Origin of the sequence: Duganella flavida (genome assembly GCF_009857445.1) — a bacterium.
GTDB lineage: Bacteria > Pseudomonadota > Gammaproteobacteria > Burkholderiales > Burkholderiaceae_D > Rugamonas > Rugamonas flavida.
Genome location: NZ_WWCN01000013.1, coordinates 78,186 through 97,957 on the forward strand (window position 1 = coordinate 78,186; position 19,772 = coordinate 97,957).

Annotated in this window: 18 protein-coding genes; 6 read left to right on the top strand and 12 right to left on the bottom strand. The window is 61.8% G+C overall.

Annotated features, from left to right (window positions below; genetic code table 11):
- Positions 1-7: 7 nt before the first annotated feature.
- From GTP46_RS19935 to GTP46_RS19950, 4 genes are all read right to left on the bottom strand, one after another.
- Positions 8-1,279, bottom strand: a complete 1,272-nt coding sequence (locus GTP46_RS19935; protein WP_161008375.1) for a dicarboxylate/amino acid:cation symporter — start codon at positions 1,277-1,279, stop codon at positions 8-10.
- A 148-nt stretch (positions 1,280-1,427) separates the two neighbouring features.
- Entirely contained in the window at positions 1,428-3,821 is a 2,394-nt protein-coding gene (locus GTP46_RS19940; protein ID WP_161008376.1) for a glycoside hydrolase family 127 protein, read from the bottom strand.
- 97 nt (positions 3,822-3,918) lie between these two features.
- Positions 3,919-4,980: an SGNH/GDSL hydrolase family protein gene (locus GTP46_RS19945; protein ID WP_161008377.1), complete on the bottom strand. Its 1,062-nt coding sequence runs from the start codon at positions 4,978-4,980 to the stop codon at positions 3,919-3,921.
- A 15-nt stretch (positions 4,981-4,995) separates the two neighbouring features.
- The gene (locus GTP46_RS19950; protein ID WP_161008378.1) at positions 4,996-5,925 is read right to left on the bottom strand and encodes a LysR family transcriptional regulator; all 930 of its coding nucleotides are present in this window, start codon (positions 5,923-5,925) and stop codon (positions 4,996-4,998) included.
- 109 nt (positions 5,926-6,034) lie between these two features.
- On the opposite strand from GTP46_RS19950, the gene GTP46_RS19955 reads away from it, so the two are divergent.
- Positions 6,035-6,778, top strand: coding sequence for an SDR family oxidoreductase (locus GTP46_RS19955; protein ID WP_161008379.1), 744 nt, complete (start codon positions 6,035-6,037; stop codon positions 6,776-6,778).
- A 3-nt stretch (positions 6,779-6,781) separates the two neighbouring features.
- Here GTP46_RS19955 and GTP46_RS19960 read toward each other — a convergent pair whose 3' ends face one another.
- The gene (locus GTP46_RS19960) at positions 6,782-7,762 is read right to left on the bottom strand and encodes a ribonuclease T2 family protein (protein ID WP_161008380.1); all 981 of its coding nucleotides are present in this window, start codon (positions 7,760-7,762) and stop codon (positions 6,782-6,784) included.
- Between the two features lie 54 nt (positions 7,763-7,816).
- Between GTP46_RS19960 and GTP46_RS19965 the strand changes: the two genes are divergently transcribed.
- Positions 7,817-8,068, top strand: a complete 252-nt coding sequence (locus GTP46_RS19965) for a hypothetical protein (RefSeq protein WP_161008381.1) — start codon at positions 7,817-7,819, stop codon at positions 8,066-8,068.
- On the opposite strand, the gene GTP46_RS19970 is transcribed toward GTP46_RS19965, so the two are convergent.
- The 6 genes from GTP46_RS19970 to GTP46_RS19995 form a co-directional block, all read right to left on the bottom strand.
- A complete protein-coding gene (locus GTP46_RS19970) occupies positions 8,065-9,774 on the bottom strand; it encodes a tetratricopeptide repeat-containing diguanylate cyclase (protein ID WP_161008382.1) in 1,710 nt (569 codons plus the stop codon). The two genes, GTP46_RS19965 and GTP46_RS19970, sit on opposite strands and share 4 nt — an antisense overlap.
- Before the next feature lie 76 nt (positions 9,775-9,850).
- Positions 9,851-11,044, bottom strand: a complete 1,194-nt coding sequence (locus tag GTP46_RS19975) for a PepSY-associated TM helix domain-containing protein (protein WP_161008383.1) — start codon at positions 11,042-11,044, stop codon at positions 9,851-9,853.
- Position 11,045: 1 nt separating this feature from the next.
- On the bottom strand, positions 11,046-13,391 hold the full coding sequence (locus GTP46_RS19980; protein ID WP_161008384.1) for a TonB-dependent siderophore receptor: 2,346 nt from the start codon (positions 13,389-13,391) through the stop codon (positions 11,046-11,048).
- A gap of 69 nt (positions 13,392-13,460) precedes the next feature.
- Positions 13,461-14,429 carry a FecR domain-containing protein gene (locus tag GTP46_RS19985; protein WP_161008385.1) on the bottom strand — a complete coding sequence of 323 codons (969 nt, stop codon included), beginning with the start codon at positions 14,427-14,429 and terminating at the stop codon, positions 13,461-13,463.
- Complete coding sequence (locus GTP46_RS19990) at positions 14,429-14,932, bottom strand: sigma-70 family RNA polymerase sigma factor (RefSeq protein WP_161008386.1); 504 nt, start codon at positions 14,930-14,932, stop codon at positions 14,429-14,431. The genes GTP46_RS19985 and GTP46_RS19990 overlap by 1 nt, the downstream gene beginning before the upstream one ends.
- Before the next feature lie 48 nt (positions 14,933-14,980).
- Positions 14,981-15,853, bottom strand: a complete 873-nt coding sequence (locus GTP46_RS19995) for a LysR family transcriptional regulator (protein WP_161008387.1) — start codon at positions 15,851-15,853, stop codon at positions 14,981-14,983.
- Between the two features lie 99 nt (positions 15,854-15,952).
- On the opposite strand from GTP46_RS19995, the gene GTP46_RS20000 reads away from it, so the two are divergent.
- The 4 genes from GTP46_RS20000 (at position 15,953) to GTP46_RS20015 (ending at position 19,108) form a co-directional block, all read left to right on the top strand.
- Positions 15,953-17,338, top strand: a complete 1,386-nt coding sequence (locus GTP46_RS20000) for an MFS transporter (RefSeq protein ID WP_161008388.1) — start codon at positions 15,953-15,955, stop codon at positions 17,336-17,338.
- A complete protein-coding gene (locus GTP46_RS20005) occupies positions 17,326-17,547 on the top strand; it encodes a 2-hydroxymuconate tautomerase family protein (RefSeq protein ID WP_161008389.1) in 222 nt (73 codons plus the stop codon). Before GTP46_RS20000 ends, GTP46_RS20005 begins: the two co-directional genes overlap by 13 nt.
- Before the next feature lie 76 nt (positions 17,548-17,623).
- Positions 17,624-18,358: a hypothetical protein gene (locus GTP46_RS20010; protein ID WP_161008390.1), complete on the top strand. Its 735-nt coding sequence runs from the start codon at positions 17,624-17,626 to the stop codon at positions 18,356-18,358.
- Positions 18,359-18,370: 12 nt separating this feature from the next.
- Positions 18,371-19,108, top strand: a complete 738-nt coding sequence (locus GTP46_RS20015) for a hypothetical protein (protein ID WP_161008391.1) — start codon at positions 18,371-18,373, stop codon at positions 19,106-19,108.
- A 23-nt stretch (positions 19,109-19,131) separates the two neighbouring features.
- Here the strand turns inward: GTP46_RS20015 and GTP46_RS20020 are convergent, their stop codons facing one another.
- The gene (locus tag GTP46_RS20020) at positions 19,132-19,764 is read right to left on the bottom strand and encodes a DsbA family protein (RefSeq protein ID WP_161008392.1); all 633 of its coding nucleotides are present in this window, start codon (positions 19,762-19,764) and stop codon (positions 19,132-19,134) included.
- Positions 19,765-19,772 lie beyond the last annotated feature (8 nt).

Consider the following 19,772-nt stretch of genomic DNA (forward strand, 5'->3'; position numbering starts at 1 on the left):
TCCCGTTTCAAGCTGCGCGCGCGGCGGCAACGGCAGGTACAGGCGCCTCATCGGCGAGCGCGCCCTCCCACTTGGCGACTACCGCCGTGGCGACGGCGTTGCCAACGGCATTGGTGGCCGAGCGGCCCATGTCGAGGAACTGGTCGATGCCCATCAACAGCAGCAGGCCTGCTTCCGGAATGTGGAACTGGTTCAGCGTGGCGGCAATCACCACCAGCGACGCACGCGGCACGCCGGCAATACCTTTGGACGTCACCATCAGCAGCAGCAACATGGTGAGCTGAGTACCCAGCGAGAGTTCAATGCCGTAAGCCTGCGTGATAAACAGCACGGCGAAGGTGCAATACATCATCGAGCCATCCAGGTTGAACGAGTACCCCATCGGCATGACGAAGCTGGAGATCTTGCGCTGCACGCCGAATTGGTCCAGCGCCACCAACAGCTTCGGATACGCAGCCTCCGAGCTAGCCGTGGAAAACGCCAGCAGGAACGGTTCGCGGATCAGCACAATCAGGCGGAACACGCGCTTGCCGATAAAGGCAAAGCCACCGAGGATCAGCAGCGCCCACAGGCACACCAATCCAAAATAGAAACCGCCTATGAATTTGGCAAAGGTGCCGAGGATAGCCAGTCCGTTAGTGGTGATGACCGAAGCCATTGCCGCAAACACGGCCAGCGGCGCGAGGTTCATCACGGTGCTGGTAATGCGCAGCATCGCCTGCGCCAGCTGGTCGATCACCCTGGTCAGCTGCGCGGCCGATTCGCCCAATGCGCCGAGCGCGCCGCCGAAGAACACGGCAAACACCAGCACCTGCAGGATTTCGTTGTTGGCCATCGCCTCGATCGGCGACTTGGGCACCATGTGCGCGATGAAGTCTTTCAGCGTGAAGGCCGCAGTTTTCAGGCCAGTCGCCGCATCCACGGGTGGCAGCGGCAGGCCAAGGTGCGCGCCGAGCTGCATCACATTGGACAGCACCATGCCGAGTAACAGCGACACCAGCGACGCGACCACGAACCACGCCATCGCCTTCATACCCACGCGGCCAGCGGATTTGCCATCGCCCATGTGCGCGATACCCACCGTCAGCGTTGAGAACACCAGCAGCGAGATGATCATTTTGATCAAGCGAAGGAAAACGTCGGTGACGATGGAGATATGCGCCGCAATATCGGCGCTGAGTTTTTTATCGGGGATGACCTCATGACAGATGTAGCCGACCACCACACCAAGTACCATCGCCAGCAGGATATACAGCGTTAACGGACGTTTCTTTTTCATGGGCTCCTCCAGTTTTTTTATCGTTGTATCCTCGGCGAGTGCCGAGACTGGGGGCTTGAATAGCAATGGCTATGCCAGCGCCAGGCGGCGCGGCAAGCCATTGATCAGAAAAGGGATTTTTTATAAAGATTGACGTTACTGCAAAAAATCAGCTCGAAATTCTGGATGCTTCGGCAGCGGTTTGTATGAAAAGTTGGACGCCGAATACCGGCCCCGCCGTGTGGCCCGGCTCCGGATCGAAGCGCACTACCACGCTGCTCTTGCCGCTGGTGAGACGTTCCGGCACCGCATACTGCTGGTCGATGAACACACCCGGATTACTGCCATCGAGCTTGACGTGCGCAATGCGCTCGCCATCGATACTGATGTAGAAATCGCGATTGCGCTCCTCGCCCCAGTAGCTGGCCTGCAGCATCAGCGGGCCGCTGGTGCACTTCATGTGGAAGCTGAAGAAGCCACCGGTGCGCGCATCGCGGCCGTTGCGGCCACGGTAGGACACTGGATACGAAATGTCCGATTGCAGGTCGTGATCGCGCTCCGGCTGCATTTCGCCCAAGTGCATGATATCGACCGAGCGCTCGGCCAGATCCTTGAGCCGCGCCTCTTCCTTGCGGAATGCGACTTCCGATGCCGCCCATTCGGCCTCACTGTAGGTATTGAAGTACACCGCCGCGCGCCGCTCGTACTGCGCGAAGAATGGCGTGAACTTCATGTCGCCGGGGCGTCCGGTGCCCACGCTACGGTAAACGGCTTTGCCTTTGTCCGACTCTGCAAACGCGCTGAGGATGTTGGCGCCCACCAGCGCAGGCGCCAGTCCGCTGAACGGCTTGTCAGCCGCGCCAAGATCGGCGGCCAGCACCATCGGCCCGCGCAGCAGCGCCACCACGTGATCATTGCCGGCGGCGGCTTCAAGACGCAAGTCCAGCGGCAGCGACAGGCGCACTGTGTCGCCAGCCTTCCAGCGGCGGCGTATCAGCACATAGCCCTTGTCCTTGCTGGCCGTATGCGGTTTTCCGTTGACCCGCACCGTATATTTCGATGCCCACGCTGGAATGCGCAGCGCTAGCGTGTAGTAGCGCTGCCCGGCCAAGCGGCGCACCTTGATGTCGATATCACCCGCGTACGGATAGCCCGTGTTCAGCTCCAGCCGCACGGCGGCTGCCTTCCACTCCACGCTCGACGGGATGTAAAGGTTGACGAACAGCGTGTCACCGTTTTCCCAGTAGATGGAGTCGCCGTGCTTGGCGTGGCTCTCCATGCCGGACACCACGCAGCACCAGAAATCGTTCTCCTCGCTGGAGAATTCACGCGCTACGCCGGACATCAACGGTGTCATGTAAGTGAACATGCCGGTGCGCGGGTTCTGGTGCGCGAGGATGTGATTGAGGTGCGTTCGCTCGTAGTAGTCGAAGTAGGCTGCATCCGGCGCCCAGCTATACAGGTGGCGCGTCATCTTCAGCATGTTGTAGCTGCAGCAGGCTTCGCAGGTTTGCTCAGTGATGTGGGCAGCGATGCTGTCCGGCGCGGAGAAGTATTCGCGGTCACCGTTACCGCCAATGACGTAACTGTGGTGCTGGGTGACGCGCCTCCAGAAGAAGTTAACCGCATCGGCATCGCTTTGGCGGCCTGTCAGTTCGTGCAGGCGCGCGAGGCCAATCAGCTTGGGGATCTGCGTGTTGGAGTGCAGGTTGGCCAGTTCATCACGGCCTTGCGCCAGCGGCGTGAGGACCTTGGTGTGATACAGGCGCTGCGCCAACGCCAGCCAGCGCTTGTCCTGCGTGCGCGCATACAGCTCGGCAAAGCTTTCGTTGATGCCGCCATGTTCGCAGGCCAGCACTTGCTGCACCTGTTCGTCGTTCAATGCGGCGAACACTTTGTCGATATAGCCTGCGAGGCCCAACGCTACCTGCAACGCCTGCTCATTGCCCGTGTAAGTCTGCGCGTCGAACAGGCCAGCGAATACCTTGTGCCAGTTATACAGCGGTACCCAGCAGCCGTTCAGGTCAAAGCCCGCTGAGCGGATTTCGCCTCGCATGATTTCAGGGAAGATCTCCTTGCCGTCGACCACCTGGCCATCTTTGCGCTTGCGCATAAAGCCAGCCACGTAGCCATCGCCCTGCGCCTGCTGCACGCGCGCCAGTTCGGCCACGATGTAGTCGATGCGCGGTTTGAGCGCGGCGTTGCCGGTCTGCGCGTACATCAGCGACAGCGCGGACAGGTAGTGGCCCAGCCCTTCGCCGGCGATGGTGTCGGCTTCCCAGCCGCCGTAGATGGCGCCCTTGGCCGGCAGGCCTGCGAAGCGGTGATAGTTGTGCAGGAAGCGGTCGGCGCTCAGGCGCAACAGGTAGGCTTGATTGGCTTGCAGCGCATCGGCATAAACGGAGGGCAGCAAGCGCACCGACGATAGCGGCAATGCGCGGGCGCTGGCCGGAACCGCGCCGCCGCTGGCCACGGCCAGGCTCGCGGCGGCATTGGCCTTCGCGCTCCATCCGGAAACCAGTCCCAGACCAACGGCGCCCTTCAATATCTGTCGGCGTTGCATACGTACCCTCTTGGTGAATGTTCAACCAATAATGTACGTCCGCAAACGCCGCGCGTCTTGTTTCAGCGCCGCGAAAAGCGTGACGAAATCGGCACAATCACCAGCCAGCCTTCTTGCGGATAAAGTCGGTCAGCAGCGCTGCATTGGCTTGGTGCTGCTTCACGCGCGGATGGCCGCCGAAGCCATTCCAAGGAAAGATGATGGTGTCGATGCGCTGGTCGCCGCCGTCGCGCATCTGGTCCACTGCTGTGCGCACGTAGCCTGGCCACTTCGAGCCTTCCTGCACCGCATCCATGCTGCCCAGCGCACAAACGATGTAGGCACGCGGGTACAGCGCGCGGATCTTTTGCACGAAGGTGCGGTAGGCTGCGATGCGTCGCGCGTCATCCGGCATCGGCGACAAACGCTTCTCCCGATCGATCAGCCAGCGGTCGTTCTGGAACAGGTTGACCACCACCACGTCCGGCGTCCACGAGCTGAAGTCCCAATGGCTGTCGTTGTTGCCGACGGCGCTCAGCTGGTCGTAGAAGTCCGGCATGGTGAACGGGAACCAGCTAATCATCACACCGATGCCGCTCTGCGACGTGATGTGCGCTTCTGCATCCAGCGCGCGCGCCGTGATGGCGGCGTAGGACAGGTAGTTGTTCTTGTCCTTTAGCAGATGATCGGGGCCGTCATCCGGCGACTCGTTGCCCATGCCGCTGGTGATGGAGTCGCCGAAGAATTCAATGTGGCGCTGCTTGCGCGGCGGTGGCGGCAGCAGCTTGCCGCCGTCGGCCAGTTCCAGGCCTTTGAACACGGTGCCGCCCTCCTCGCCCTCGGTGCGCTTGGTAATCAGCAGGCGGTGCGCGCCTGCTTGCAGGCCGCTGGCTACAGCGTATGTCTTGCTGCCCTGCGCCGCCTCGATCACCACCGGCTTGTCATCGATGAAGACGTTGAAGAAGTTCTTGCCCAACTGGTCGTCCAGCGTAACGGACAAGCTGCTGCCGGTGAAGTTGGCGGCGATGCTGGTGCCGGGCCACGACAGCACAGGCTTCGCGCGGTCGGCGAAATCGATACGCCCTGTGTACTGTAATTGCGCGTTGTCTGCGCCTACCATCACGCTTGAAAACGTTTGCCCACTCAGTAATAACGCTAGCAGTCCAGCTTTGAACTTCATCGATTCGTCTCCTTTTTAGTGTTGGCGGAAGCGCGCAGCGTGGCCGCTGGCGCGGAATTGCTCCACCATGAAATCCACAAACACCCGTACCTTGGCCGGTACCAGCTTGCGGCTTGAATAGTAAATCGACAGCGGCCGTGTTTCGGCGTGCCAGTCGGGCAGCACGCGCACCAGCTCTCCGCTATCGAGCAAGGGCACGGCGTGCGGCAAGGGTAGCATGGCGATGCCCATGCCGCAGGCGGCTGCGCGGGCGATGGCTTCCGGATCATCCAGCACCGCCACCGGTCGCACGCTGGCCACCACTTCCTCGCCGCCACGGTGCTTCAAGGTCCACGGCACCAATCGGCCGGTGCTCAGTGAACGGCGCAGCAGGCCGCGATGGCGTGTCAGGTCCTGCGGCGTCTCCGGCGCGGCATGCGCTTTCAGGTAGGACGGCGACGCGGCCAGCACGATATCAACCCGCGCCAGTTCGCGTGCGATCAGCGCGTCGGTCAGCTCAATGCCGCCGCCGATGGCGACGTCGAAGCCTTCCGCGATCAGGTCCACTTGCCGGTTATCGAAATACAGGTCCGGCACCACGTCCGGATAGCGGCGCGAAAATTCTTCCAGAAACGGCACAAAATACTGCCGTCCCACGGTGTAGGCCAGCGACACCTTGAGCGTGCCGGCCGGCTTGCCCGCCCCCTGGCTCAGGTCCGTGAGCGCGTCGCCGATCTCGCTCCACGGCAGGCGCACCTGCCCGTACAGACGCTCGCCATCGGTGGTCAGCGCCAGGCTACGGGTGCTGCGCTGGAACAGGCGCACGCCAAGCCGCAGCTCCAGCCGGTTGACGCTCTTGCTCACCGCCGCCGGCGTCAGTCCCAGGCGACGGGCGGCCGCCGAGAAGCTACCCTCGTCGGCAGAGGCAATGAATGCATCGAGATAGCTGCTGAGTTCGGTAAGCATGCGCCCATCTTATACCAATAGTTGAAACTGTACACGCAAATTCATGACTACAAAGACAAGCTGGGGAAGACCATACTGTGTTCATCAACCAACCCGAAAGGAACACATCATGAACACCAAACTCAACGGTCAAGTCGCTTTCATCAACGGTGGTTCGCGCGGCATCGGCGCTGCTACCGCCCGCCGCCTGGCGAGCGAAGGCGCCAAAGTCGCCATCGGTTACGCTGCCTCGGCCATCGCTGCCGAAGCGCTGGTAGAAGACATTAAAGCCGCCGGCGGTGAAGCTTTCGCCATCAAGGCCGACGCCTCTGACGCCGCTGCCCTGACCAAAGCCATCGACACCGTGGCCGATCGCTACGGCCGCCTCGACATCCTGGTCAACAGCGCCGGCGTGCTGCTGCTGGGCCCAACGGACAGCTTCTCGCTGGAAGACTTCGACAAAACCATCGCCGTCAATGTGCGCGCCGTGTTTGTGGCGTCGCAAGCTGCAGCCAAGCATATGAAAAACGGTGGCCGCATCATCAACATCGGCAGCACCAATGCCCAGCGCATGCCGTTTGAAGGCGGCGCGGCTTACGCGATGAGCAAATCGGCACTCACCGGCCTGGTGAAAGGCATGGCGCGCGACTTCGGTAGCCGCAACATCACCGTCAACAACGTGGCACCTGGCCCGGTCGATACCGACATGAATCCGGCCGACAGCGATTTCGCTACCGGTCTGCACGGCCTGATGGCGCTGAAACGCCACGGCAAAGCCGAAGAAATCGCCGCGATGGTGTCCTACCTGGCCGGCCCTGAAGCGGGCTTCGTCACCGGCGCCGACCTGCTGATCGACGGCGGCTTCGCAGCTTAAGTGTTACTGCTTACCGGCTGCTTCGACATAGATTTCGTCGGCGCAGCCGGACGTACGCGACGGCGCAGGACGCGCATTCGCTACCAGCTGCGGCAAATCGCGGTCGGTGGCGAAGTCCAGCGCCAGCGATATGCGGATCTCCTGCAGGTATTTGTGCTGCACGCAGACCAGCGTGATGGTGTCCGCCACCTTGTCGCCGTAACGCTTCTTGACGCGATCGAAGAAATCGCTCACCTTGATGGTCTTGCCAGTATTCCCCAGCACGATCTTGCCCACCTCCGATTCGTTCACCACCCGCACTGCCGACACCGCTTTGATGAAATACTCGTCCGGCGGCAGCGACTGGCATTTTCCATGCTTGTTCCACTCGTACGCGCCGAAGCTGCGCTCGTAGAAGAAGTTAGGCATCCACGGCGCGATTTTTTCGATGGTGTCTTTGCTCAGCTCAAATGGCTTGCCGCTGCAGCTGCCGTACTGGATGCCGCATTCCTGTTTGTTCGGCCACAGGCCATGCAGGCTCAGTGTCTTGGCTTCCAGCGTGCCGTTGCTGAGTGCATCGCACTCCGGTTTCTTGCCGTTGTACTTGGCGTGTTCGCAGAAGCCTGGCTGCCAGGTGATGGCCAGCACGTAGCTGTCCTGCTGGTTCGGCAGTGAGCACATCGGGCCGGCCGCATCAGCGGATGCACGCGTTGCTGGTTTGTTCTCATCCAGCGCCGGTGTGCCGCACTCGCGCTGCACCCAGCGCAGCTGCGGCTGTGCGCTCGGCACATCGACACGCAGCCAGTCGTAGTCGACCTTGTTGATTTCGCGAACCGTGTAGGAAGTGCCGGCGGCGACTTTCACATCGCCGGGATTGGCGCGCTTGGCGAACGAGGAAAATGCTTCACAGCTTTTGGTGGCGGTAAAACTGCCGGTGGCGGATTCACTGGCGCTGCAGTCCAGCGCGGCAAAAGCGAGTAGTGCAACGGCAATCGAACGACGCATGAATTCCCCCAGGGTTAAACTGAATTTCGCCATTTTACACAGGAGGAATCCATCATGAAACAACTCCATCTCGCTGGCAAGTTTGCTTGCGCACTGATCGCCACGGTAGCCGTCATCAGCGGTTGCCAGAAAAAGGAAGTCGTACCACCGCCGGTGCCGGAAGCAACGCCTGCTCCAGCAACGACACCCGCACCAATCACCAATACGCCAACCACCGACGGCGGCACGGCCACTCAGCCAAATCCAAACGCGCCAGCATCAAGCACACCACCAGCTACCACCGAACCACCACCGGCCAACCGCTAAGCCAGCGCTGCCTCCACCCGGTTGCGGCCATTGGCCTTGGCGCGGTACAGCGCATCGTCGGCGCGCTTGCAGATGAGTTCAAGCGTGCCGGCCAGCGCGTCGTACGCCGCCACGCCAATGCTGATGCTGGGCTTGAGCTCCGGTGCTTGATCGCGGCAATCGACTTCCGCCACGGCAGCGCGTATGCGCTCCGCTGCGCCCATCGCTTGCTCCAGCGTGGTGCCGCGCAGTAGCACCAGGAATTCTTCACCACCGATACGGCCAATCACATCCCCCGGACGCAGCGCAACGCGCGCTGCATGCGATATGCGTTGCAGCACCACGTCGCCCACCGCGTGGCCGTAGGTATCGTTGATGCGCTTGAAGTGATCGATATCCAACGCAGCAAATGCCAACGGCGTGTGATCGCGCTGTGCTTGCGCCAGCGCGGTGTGCGCCAATTCAAGAAAGTGGCGGCGGTTGGGCAAGCGGGTCAGCTCGTCGGTCAAGGCCAGGTCACGCATACGGCGCGCTTGCGCAATCTGCCGCTTCATCATTACGCCCAGCGCAGCAATGGCCAGCAGGCTGAGCACCAGCGCTGCGTATTGCCAGCGGCGGATGGTGTCGGCGGCTTCCAGCGCACTGGCCAGCGATGCATTGTTGCGCTGCGCCTGCTCGGTGTGGAACTGGACGCGCAAGCGGCTGCTCCGTTCGTCCAGCAATTGCTTCTCCAGCGCTTGCTTGACGCGCATCTGCTCGCCGCGTGCAATATAGGCTTCATGCCAGTTGCCGTTGCCCGCTTGCGCCAGTCCCAGCTCTTCGTAGATTTTGTCGAGGTAGCGCAGATTGTCGTGCTGCTGGAAGTAGGTGCGCGCCGCATCCAGGTCTGCCAGCGCTGCTGCGTTACGGCCAGCTCGCCGCAAGGCCGCGCCGCGTGACAGCTGCACCGTGGCGACACCCTCCTCGTCCTGGTCGCTGCGGTACTGCTGCAGAGCGTGATCCAGCAGGCGCAAGGCCGCTTCATGCTGGCCGCGCTTGGATAGGACCACCGCCAGTGCACGTTCGTCGTAAGCGATATCGCTCCCCACATTACGCTTGTGGTCGATGGCCAGCGCCTGCTCGAATTGCTCCTGCGCTGCCGGCAGCTGTTCCATCTTTTCCAGCGTGCTAGCAATATTGAAATAGGTAGTGGCCGTATCCTGCTCCGCACCTTTGGCCAGGTGTGCAATCAGCAGCTTGCGGTAGTACTGCAAAGCCTGCTCGTAGTCTTTGACGTTGCTGTCGGCGTACAGGTTGGCGATAGCGTTGAGGGCGTAATTCTGGTTGAGGACATCCCCCCGCTGCACCATCAGTTCGTAACCGCGTTTGAGGTCGGCAATGGCGTCGGCATACTGGCCATCGTAACCGCGCTGTTCGCCGCGCAGCAGCAAGGCCGCCGCCAGCAGGGAGTTGTCGCGCAGGCGCTCGGCTTCGGACACGGCAAACTGGAACTCATCCACCGCCTGCTCGCGCTTGCCGCTCAACAGCAAGGCATGGCCGCGGCACAGGCGCAAGCCAGCGATGGCGGCGGCGTCCTTCTGCTGCGGCAGTTCGTCCTGCACTTGCTTCAGCGCAGCAGCAGGATTGGTGGCGCTGAGCGATATGCAGCGCTCAAATGGCGTGTCGGCGGCCCATGCCGCAGCGGTCGCCAGCAAGCCGGACAACAGTAGCGAGATACGAAGCTTCAAGCAGTACTCCCTTTCTTAGTGCAACAATCATACGGCAAGCCACTTGGCTACCGCAAGAATCGCAAGGGAGAGAGTGTCAATGCCGCGCAACGCGGCGCGCGCGGTAGCGGCGCAGCCAGATCAGCACACCAGTAACTGATAGTAGAGCAACCACGATACCCGTGATACTAACTAGCAATTGCACCAACATGCCGCCAGTGGTGACGGTGTGCAGCGCCATCAGCCAGGCAGTGATGGTGTTGCCAGCGTGCTCGCCGGTCGGGAATTTGCGCTGCACAATGTTGCCGCTGTAAGCATCCAGCAGCAAGGTGGTGTTGCCCATGCGATCACCGGGATCGAGTGTGCTTAACACGCGGTATTCGTAGATGCCTTGCTCGGGCGAGTAAAACATCAGCCGCTCGCTGCGCACGGTGAAGTGCTGCTGCGCCGCCAGGCGCGCCATTTCCTGCCGCATCACATCCAGTGCCAGATACCAGCCCAGCGGTTTTACGCCAGCCGGTGCCACGCGTGGCGTTGGCCGGTCTGGCTCCGGCTGGTAATCGCTGAACAGCCGCATCACCGGCGTGTAGACCGGCGCCAGATTGAACGCCACACTGGACCACGCCAGCACCAGCAACATGCCCCAGAACCAAAGCCCGGCTGCGCGATGCAGATCGAACGTCAGCTTGGCCGCACCGGCACGCCAGCGCAGCAGCCACGCCGGTTGCCAGCGCTGCCAGTACGAGCGCTGGCCAGGTTGGCGTATCGCCAGCGGCAAGGTCAGATAAAAGCCGACCACGCAATCGAGCGTCCACAGCAAGGCTACCACGCCTAGCACCAGCGTCCCAACCTCGCCCAAGGCCAGCGAGGTGTGTAGCTCGTTCACGAACGGCATCAGGCTGCGCGTGCCCTGGCTCAAGTCACCGGAATGGCGCGTACCCAGCACGCTGGCGTCGTAGGGATTGACGAACCACTGGTCAGCCTCCGGCGAACCCTCGACACTCATCAGCATGGCGTGACCAGGCTGCGTGGTGAAGTCGATGCCGTTGAACGCCAGTTGCGGATGGCGCTGGCTAAGCCGCTCGCGCAGCTCCAGCGGGTCCAGCATGGCCGCAGCGGGCGACGGCGGCGTCACATAAAACAACTGCGGATTGAGCCAGCCTTCGATCTCGTCGTTAAACGCCAGCAGCGTGCCGCTCACACCGGCCAGCAGCAGGAATAGCGCGATACACAATCCCACCCAGCGGTGCAACAGCACTGCCACCCGGCGCATGCGGTGGGACGGCTTCATGTCAGAAGGTGTAAGCCAGGCTACCCGACACGTTGCGCGGCGCTTGCGGCATCAGGCTCCAGCCCTGACCGGTATAGATCAGCTTGTCGGTCAGGTTGTGCAGGTTGATCTGCGCGCGCCACGGGCCGTTGACGTAGTAAGCCGCAGCATCGTAACGTACATAGCTGCCCAGCTTGATGGCGATGTTGGGCAGTTCGGCTTCGCGGTTGCCGCTGGCGACGACGCCCAGACCGGCGCTCCAGTGAGGCAAGCCGAATTGGTCCAGCGCCAGCTTGTTCCACAGGCTGCCCGAGTTACGCGCCGCGCCGACCAGGCGCGAACCAATCGCCAGCGTGTTGTCTTGCACCACTTGCGCATCGAGGTAGGTGTAAGCGCCCAGCACCGTCCACGCTGGCGTCAGGCGGCCGACCACATCAAGCTCGGCACCACGTGCCCGCTGGCGGCCGCTAGCGATACTATAGTTGCCGCTGGGGTCGCGCGGGTCGGCACTCAGCACATTGCTGCGTGCAAGATTGAACAGCGCGGCCGTCACATTCAAACGCTGCGCCAGCAAATCCTGTTTGATGCCCAGCTCGTACTGCACGCCACGCTCGGCCTCGAACATCTTGCCATTGATGTCGCGCGCGCCGGTATTCGGCGAGAACGAACGGGCCCAGCTGGCGTAAAGCGCGGTATCGGTCCACGGCTGGTACACCACCCCGAGGCGCGGCGACAGCGCATGTTCGGTCTGCTGCTCATCGACTGAACGGGTGTAGGCATTGCCGTTGTCGCTACGCACGCGGTCGTAGCGTAAGCCGGCCAGCACTTTCCACCGCTGGCCCAGTTCGATGAAGTCCTGCACGTAGGCTGCCGCCGCGATGGCACGGTTGTAGTTTGCCGGACCGTTGGCCTGGAACGGCCCCAGCTGCGCGCCGTTGTAGTTGGTGTTGATTAAATCGAACGGCGTGGCGGCTGCGTGAAAGAATGCGTACTGGCCGTAGCTGCGATTCCACTCCACACCGGTGATCAGGCGGTGGGTGGCACCGGCCAGTTGGAACTTACCGCGTAATTCAGCCTGCGAGGTGGCGTTGCTGGAATATGCGCCGACGTACTGCGTATAGCGCTCAATGGTGTGGCCATCAGCAGAAATCTCCGGGTCATTCAGGGCGTACTGCTCCGTACGGTTGGAATTGGCATGGCTGAGGAAGCCTGCCACACGCACGCTCCAGTCGCTATTCAAGGCATGCTCGACTTCCAGCCGCGCCGAGTAGGTGCTCTGATCAGCGTGCGCCAGGCGGTCGCAGACGATGCGCTTGCGGATCGAAATCGCCAGCAGTTCCGGCACCGGGTCGATGCTGTCGCAACGGCCGCCATACTGCGTGGCGACGGCCGACAGTTCCATTTCGACCTTGGTGTCGCGGTCGATCTGCGCGGTGACGATGGGCGAGACCGCCAGCAGGCGGTTGCTGCGGCCGCCGGCAAAGCTGGCGTAACCACGGCTGCTTTCCGCCGCGATGTTGACGCGGCCCAGCAAGGCATCGCTGCCCAGCGCGTGGTTGGCATCCAGCGTGGCGCGGCCGTAGTTCCACTGGCCGGCGCTCAGTTCTGCCACGTTGAAATCGCCCATCGTCGGTCGCTTGGTGACGGTATTGGCGACGCCGGAAATCGCGCTCGATGCGCCGTACAGCACCGCCGCCGGGCCTTTCAGGAATTCAATACGTTCGATGGCTGAGGTGTCGGTCGCGCCCAGGAAACCATCCTGACGAAAACCGTTCAGCGTGCTGGCCGAACCATAAGTGCTGAAGCCGCGTATGTAGAACGACTGCCCCCACGGCGAATAGGCCGTGGTTTCGCGCGCCACGCCGGCCACATAATCGGCCACCTCGGTAGTGTTGCGCACGCCGAGGTCGCTCAGCACTTCCGCCGGAATCACCTTGACTGACAGCGGCTGGTCTTGCAGCGCCACGTCGAGCCGGGTGGCAGTGGCGCTGCGGCGCGCCTTGTAGCCATCCACCGGACCGTTGGCATTTTCTTGCGATGCACCAGTCACCGTGACGGTCGGCAGCTGGGTGTCGGATGCGCCGCCTTGCAGGCGTAAAGTGTAGCCCTCCCCATCTGCCTGCGCCTCCAGTCCGTGCGCGGCCAGCAAGATATTCAACGCTTGCGGCACCGTGTAATTGCGTTGCAGCGCAGGGGCGCGCTTGCCCGCCACCAGCACCGGATCGAACAGCAGCGTGATGCTGGCCTGGCGCGCTAGCGCAGTCAGCGATTGCTCCAGCGTCCCGGCCGGCAGGTTATAGGTTTGCGTGGACGCGGCGGCAGCATACAGAGGCGCCGCGCACAGCAGGATGGCTGGAGCAAACTTCATCAGGTTTTCCTTTCAGGATGTCAATTACCTGTTTGCCGTACCAAGCCGGAAAAACCCGTAAATTATTTTTTAATGTGGGCGCGGGACCAGCCGCAAGCCGCCGTCCGCCGTCTGTTCTATTCGCAGCGGCCAGCCGCGTGACAGAGTTTTCAGCGCGCGCGGCACGGGATTTTTATCGTCTAGCTGAAACACGCCGGAGACCCGTAAATGCGCTGCGGCCGGATCGCAGTCCAGCCGCTGCTCGGTGTAGCGCGCCAGTTCGCGCACGAAGTCGGCCAGCGGCATGGCGTGCGCCACCAGCGCACCCTGCGCCCACGCACTGGCATCCAGCGCCGGCTCGACTTGCAAGTGCGGCACGCCGCCATGCACCATCCACGTTTCACCGGGACGGCCGATGGCCGCTGTGCCGATGATCGCCACCGCGCCTTCGGTCACGTGCAGGCGCACGCCTTGCGGCGATTGGTAGACGGCAAAGCTTGTGCCCAGCGCCTGCAAGCGCACTGCGCCGGCCTGCACGTAGAACGGCCGATGGCCAGTCCACGCGCGGGCATCGGCGCCAGTGTCGACGTGGATTTCGCCGTGCAGCAGTGTGATTTCGCGCCGCCACGGCGTGATGGTGACAGCGGCGTGGGTGTTGGTGTTCAGCACCAGCAGCGTGCCGTCCTCCAGCACCAGCTTGCGGCGCTGGCCGATGGCGCTGGCGTATTGCGTGGTGGTTTGCCACGGCTGGCTCAGGCCAAGTGCGCCCAGCGTACCTGCGCCCAGCGCCGACAGCACCGCAATCTTGATCGCGCGGCGCCGGCCAATGCGCTGGCGCGACGCTGCGTCCAGCGTACGATGCGCCACTTGCGGCGGCAGCCCGCTGAATACTTGATCGACTTTCTGCAATAACTGCCATGCGTCGGCATGGTCGGGATCGGCAACCAGCCAGACCGCAAAGGCCGTGCGGTCAGCCTCGGTAGCGGCGCCCGATTGCAGTCGCACAGCCCAGTCAATGGCCGCTTGCAGCAGCGCGTCGGGAATCTCGTGCGCTGACATCAAGCCGCCAGTCGAAGTACCAGATGGCGCAGCGCGGTCGCCATGTATTTTTCGATAGCGCTCAATGACAGTTGCATCTGCAGGGCGATGTCGGCATAAGTGAGCCCGTCCAGCCGAGACATCAGGAACGCGGTGCGCGCCCTGGATGGCAGGCCGTCCAGCAGCGCATCCACCTGCACCAGCGCTTGCAGGATTTGCAGGCGCTCTTCCGGCGACATCACCTGCGCTTCCGGCACCACAGCCAGCGCATCGAGATAAGCGCGCTCGACATCCTGCCGCCGTACGTGATCGACCAGCAAACCGTGGGCGATGGTGGTCAGCCACGCACGCGGCTGGCGCAGCGGCTGGCCGGCAGGCTGCGCCCGGCCCGACATCAGGCGGACAAAGGTATCCTGTGCCAGGTCTTGCGCATGCTCGATACAACCGATGCGGCGACGCAGCCATCCCACCAGGTATTGGTGGTGATCGCTGTACAGGACATCGATTTCGCGGTGAGCATGCATGATGCAGATGGAATGCTAATAATAATCATTCTCATTATAGCGATATCATCAAGCTAACGCAACGCCACCGAAACTGGTGGCAAAAGCGTCGCGCGCAGCGTGCTGGGCGATGTCGCGGCGCCAGATCATCATGGTCTGGACTTGCGCCACCTCTGGCGGCAGCGTATGGATGCGCACCGATTTGGCCAACTCACGCAGCTTGAGCACTTCGCGCGGCATCATCGCCACGCCCATGCCAGCCGCCACGCAGCCGATGATGGCCTCGTAGGTACCGAACTCCGCAATCCGCGCCGGCGACACGCCGCCCTCGGCAAACCAGCGCTCCAGGCGGCGGCGGTAAGAGCAGCCGCTGCGGAAGCCCAGTAGCGTGCGGCGCGCCACGTCAGCCGGCGAGGTGACCGGGCCGTGCAAGCTGTCGGTCAACAGCACCAGTTCTTCGTCGAACACCGGCAGCTGCACCAGCTCGGGACGCTCGACTGGCGCAGCTACCAGCGCCAGGTCGATCTTGTGGTTAAGCACAGCCTGGACCAGGTAGTCGGTAGGGCCGGTGTCAAGCAGCAGGTCGACTTGCGGATACTGTCGGTGGAACTGCCCCAGCAACTGCGGCAAGCGCGCGGCAGCGGTGGTTTCCATCGAACCTATCCGCAGCGGGCCGGACGGCTGGCGGTCGCCGCGCATGGCTTCCTGCGCCTCGTCGGCCAGTTGCAGCAGGCGCTCGGTGTAGGCCAGCAGGCGCTCGCCCTCCTCGGTGATCAGCATGCGGCGGCCGGAGCGGTGGAATAGCGTCACGCCCAGCGATTCTTCCAGCTGGGTCAGACGGGCGGAAACGTTGGATTGCACCCGGTTCAGGCGCGCGGCGGCTTGCGTCACGCCGCCCTCTTCGGCCACGGTTTTGAAAATGCGCAGGGATGAGAGTTCCATGATCAATTCTCTTATAAAGAACTATTGATTCAGTATAATTCATTTTTCATGATGCGTGATACGGCCTATAGTGGCACTATCGAATTCAGGAGCAGCATCATGAAATCCTCTCCGTCATTGGCCATTCTGCTGGCTTGTAGCTTTGCCTTCATCATCGTCCAGCTGGACGTTACGATCGTGAACGTCGCCCTGCCGGAAATCGGCCGCGAGCTGCAAGCCGGCGTGAGCCAGCTGCAGTGGGTGGTCGACGCCTACACCTTGGGCTTTGCCGTGTTCCTGCTGTCGGCTGGCGCGATGGGCGACCGCTTCGGTTCGCGCAGCGTTTTCCTGGGCGGCTTTGCCTTGTTCACACTTGCCTCGCTGGCTTGCGCCATGGCGCCGGATGCGCTGTCGCTTAACGTCGCGCGCGCAGTGCAAGGGATTGGCGCGGCCTTGCTGGTACCGAGTTCGCTGTCCATCCTCAACGCCGTCTATGCGGAAGACCGTAGCAAGCTGGCCAAAGCCATCGCCTGGTGGACAGCGGCAGGTGGCGTCTCGATCGCGGCCGGGCCGGTGCTGGGCGGTTTGCTGATGTCGATGTTCGGCTGGCGCAGCATCTTCTGGGTCAACATCCCGATTTGCGTACTGGGCTTCTGGCTGACCTTGCGTGTGGTGCCGGTGCTGCGCCACAGCGGTCCAGCACGCAGCTTCGACGTTCCGGGGCAACTGCTGGCCGTGATCGCGCTGACCGCCTTTATCGGCGCGGTGATTGAAGTACATGCACTGGGCTTGACGCATCCGGCCGTGCTGGCGGCGTTGGTAGTGGCCGTGGCCGCAGGCATGTGGTTCATTCGCGTCGAACAGCGCAGCGCTGGGCCGATGCTGCCGCTGCAGTTGTTCAAGCTGGCTGGCTTTGCACAGGCGGTGCTGTTCGGCGTGTTCGTCAATTTTGCCTACTATGGTGTGATCTTCGTGCTGAGTTTTTACCTGCAAAAAGTGCGCGGCTTTTCGGTGCTGCATGCGGGCTTGATCTTCCTGCCGCTGACCGGCACCTTCCTGTTTGCGAACATCACCAGCGGCTGGCTGCAGGCCCGCGTCGGCTCGCGCCTGCCGATGATTATTGGCGGCTTGATCGGCGGTAGCGGTTATGCGCTGCTGGGCCTGTTCGGGATTTCAGAGAGCGCCAGTTTCTGGGCTATGCTGCCGGGCTTGGCGCTGATCCCGGCCGGCATGGGCCTGGCGGTGCCGGCCATGACCACCTCAATCCTGGCGTCGGTCAGCAAGCAGCAAGCCGGCACGGCGTCGGCGGTATTGAACACAGCACGCCAGGTTGGCGGCGCAATGGGCGTGGCGGTGTACGGGGCGCTGGTTGCCACGCCGGCCACGGCTGCTATTCTTGCCGGCATTGACGCGGCAATGGCCGTCTCGACGGCATTACTATTAGGCGGCGCACTGCTGGCCTATCTGACGATTTTTAACCAAGGAGTAAAACTATGCCATTCGTAAATATCCGCATCACCAATGAGGGCGCGACTGCCGAGCAAAAGCAGGAGCTGATTCAAGGCGTGACCGACCTGCTGCAAAAAGTGCTGAACAAAAATCCTGCAACGACTTTTGTCATCATCGATGAAGTCGAGACCGACAACTGGGGCGTGGCCGGCACCGCCGTCACCACCCTGCGCAAGCGCGCCGCAGAAGCCGCAGCCAAGTCGTAAAAACTTCGCGGGAACCACTATACCCGAGCTGCGGCGCACGTATAATCTGCACGTTGTAGTCCATCCAGAGGATACCGTGCGCCGTCTGTTCTTCCTGCTGACTTTACCGCTGTCCATAGCCGCCCATGCGGAGCGGCCTATCGAGAACTTCGTTTCACCACCCCAGCTCTTTCCGGAAGAAGGCACGCCACGCGCGCCCTATGTGCCGTTGCCTGCCTATGACCGTCCCGGCGGCAAGGTAATAGGCCAGGTTACCGCCAATCTCACGCCTTGCGCTCCACTCAAAGAAAACGAAGAATGCGACATCGCCCCCAGCTGGCATCTGGAGCGGCGCGATGGTACGCGCGTTGAGCTGGCTCACGACATGGTTGGGTATGAACAAGAAGCGCTGTTGTCTTATCAACCTGCGCGGATTGAGAATGGCAAAGCCTGGGCTTACATCGAAGCCGATGGCGGTGGTTTCTGGACCAATACGCTTGTCCAGGAAGTCATCAACTACGAAGCACGCGCCACGTGGGTGCTGGACTTCGACAGTTGGTGCAGCCAACCGGGAAAATGTGCGCCGCTGTCAGCTGCGATGCGCAAGGAGCTGGATCGGATGCTGGCCGGTGAATACAATCTGGAGCACCTCAGCAGCGAGACCTATGCCATCGAAGGCATCATCCAGCAAGGCGGAAAGCGCTACTACAAAGTCAAGCAAGTAGACACCCAAGCCGGTTCGGTGCAGCCGCAGTTACCCAAAATCGGCTGGATCCCAACCCGCCGCAGGGACGGCACGCACACCGGCGTGTTTTATCCAAAAGGCTGTTAACACCGTACACATATGAGCAGCGAAATTTGCAAGCAGATACTTGAGAAGCTCGACCACGGCTTGGCCTCGCAGGCAGCCAAAATGCTCATCGAGGAATCCCGGCGACAGCTTGATGGAGAGCCTGGCGACCAACGCTTCGCGTACTCTGATGCCCTGGCCAGGCTCGGCGTCCGCCTTCATTTGCGAGGCGACGATCCTGAGCGCAAGAAATATCAAAGGGAATTGGCAGCGTATCAAACTGCCGACAGACATTTGCAAAAGGTCTACCAGCAACTGCTGAAGACCGTAGAACGTTACGTCACGATACTACAGCGACTGCCGCCCCTGATCGAAGACTGCTCACTCTCGATGCGCTTTCCTTCGCCATTTGAGCGCATGATACTTGGCCTGGAACCGGCTTTCGATGGCAAAATGCAGGATTATGTACTCGGTGCTTTCCATGCGGACTTAAAGGAGTTCCTGCGTTATACCTACGATTTCTCAAATGAGATAGCGATAATGTTCACTCGACGCTCCATCAAGCCGGGGCTATACCATGCTTACGCGGAGATTTTGCTCGACCTTGGCAACCCCGATGCAGATCTGCAAAAAATTGAGATCTTGCAGAAACGCGTACTGGACCTGCTTGAAAAACAGCGCTCGCGTCCTTTCCGCCCCTTAATGACCGCTCACGACAACGAATTATGGGACTGCGTGGAACACGTGCTGGCTTCTCGACCTGAGGCAAACAAGCAGCCTGCCAGCTTCTGATGTACTGGCAGGCCACTCTGCTTTCAGGCTGCGCTGAAGCTTGCCAACGCCTGTTGTAGCTGCTGGTGTAGCTGTGCCCCATGCGCATAACCGCCGCTGATTTCGATGATGCCTTGGTCGGTATCAAGCAGCAGCGCCGGGAAGCTACGCACGCCCAGCGCGCGGGCGCGGACGAAGTCGGCTTTGGTGAACACGATGGTGTCGCTGTCTTGCCAGACGTTCAGCACCAAATCCACATCTAGCTGTAACTGCGACGCTACGACCTCGGCCAGCACGCGGCCGCTGGTGGTGTCGCGGCCATCAACATAAAACGCATGCTGCAAGGCGCGGAATACCGCCAGCAGATCCGCCTGCGGCGCCAGTTTGCGCGCCGCGACCACAGCACGGCACACCGGCTCCGTGTTGTAGACGAAATTTTCGCGCGCCATCAAGGCCGCGCGATTGAACGGCAGGCCGCTCTGCGCTTCCACGCGCGCCCAGTGCCCAAGGCGAAATTCTTTCCCCGCCTGGTCGAGCACGTCGGTCGCGCCGGCGCGCACGCCACCCACAATGATTTCCAGATCCAGCCCAGAGTGCATGGCCATCAGCTCGGATAACTCCTTGCCGAAGCCATAGCACCACGAGCACATGGGGTCGCCCACGTACAGTAATTTCATGCGGCCGC

What these genes read in the sequence shown, in the direction of transcription:
- GTP46_RS19935 (WP_161008375.1), bottom strand. Translation starts at nt 1,279, where the DNA reads ATGAAAAAGAAACGTCCGTTAACGCTGTATATCCTGCTGGCGATGGTA.
- GTP46_RS19940 (WP_161008376.1), bottom strand. Translation starts at nt 3,821, where the DNA reads ATGCAACGCCGACAGATATTGAAGGGCGCCGTTGGTCTGGGACTGGTT.
- GTP46_RS19945 (WP_161008377.1), bottom strand. Translation starts at nt 4,980, where the DNA reads ATGAAGTTCAAAGCTGGACTGCTAGCGTTATTACTGAGTGGGCAAACG.
- GTP46_RS19950 (WP_161008378.1), bottom strand. Translation starts at nt 5,925, where the DNA reads ATGCTTACCGAACTCAGCAGCTATCTCGATGCATTCATTGCCTCTGCC.
- GTP46_RS19955 (WP_161008379.1), top strand. Translation starts at nt 6,035, where the DNA reads ATGAACACCAAACTCAACGGTCAAGTCGCTTTCATCAACGGTGGTTCG.
- GTP46_RS19960 (WP_161008380.1), bottom strand. Translation starts at nt 7,762, where the DNA reads ATGCGTCGTTCGATTGCCGTTGCACTACTCGCTTTTGCCGCGCTGGAC.
- GTP46_RS19965 (WP_161008381.1), top strand. Translation starts at nt 7,817, where the DNA reads ATGAAACAACTCCATCTCGCTGGCAAGTTTGCTTGCGCACTGATCGCC.
- GTP46_RS19975 (WP_161008383.1), bottom strand. Translation starts at nt 11,044, where the DNA reads ATGAAGCCGTCCCACCGCATGCGCCGGGTGGCAGTGCTGTTGCACCGC.
- GTP46_RS19980 (WP_161008384.1), bottom strand. Translation starts at nt 13,391, where the DNA reads ATGAAGTTTGCTCCAGCCATCCTGCTGTGCGCGGCGCCTCTGTATGCT.
- GTP46_RS19985 (WP_161008385.1), bottom strand. Translation starts at nt 14,429, where the DNA reads ATGTCAGCGCACGAGATTCCCGACGCGCTGCTGCAAGCGGCCATTGAC.
- GTP46_RS19990 (WP_161008386.1), bottom strand. Translation starts at nt 14,932, where the DNA reads ATGCATGCTCACCGCGAAATCGATGTCCTGTACAGCGATCACCACCAA.
- GTP46_RS19995 (WP_161008387.1), bottom strand. Translation starts at nt 15,853, where the DNA reads ATGGAACTCTCATCCCTGCGCATTTTCAAAACCGTGGCCGAAGAGGGC.
- GTP46_RS20000 (WP_161008388.1), top strand. Translation starts at nt 15,953, where the DNA reads ATGAAATCCTCTCCGTCATTGGCCATTCTGCTGGCTTGTAGCTTTGCC.
- GTP46_RS20005 (WP_161008389.1), top strand. Translation starts at nt 17,326, where the DNA reads ATGCCATTCGTAAATATCCGCATCACCAATGAGGGCGCGACTGCCGAG.
- GTP46_RS20015 (WP_161008391.1), top strand. Translation starts at nt 18,371, where the DNA reads ATGAGCAGCGAAATTTGCAAGCAGATACTTGAGAAGCTCGACCACGGC.
- GTP46_RS20020 (WP_161008392.1), bottom strand. Translation starts at nt 19,764, where the DNA reads ATGAAATTACTGTACGTGGGCGACCCCATGTGCTCGTGGTGCTATGGC.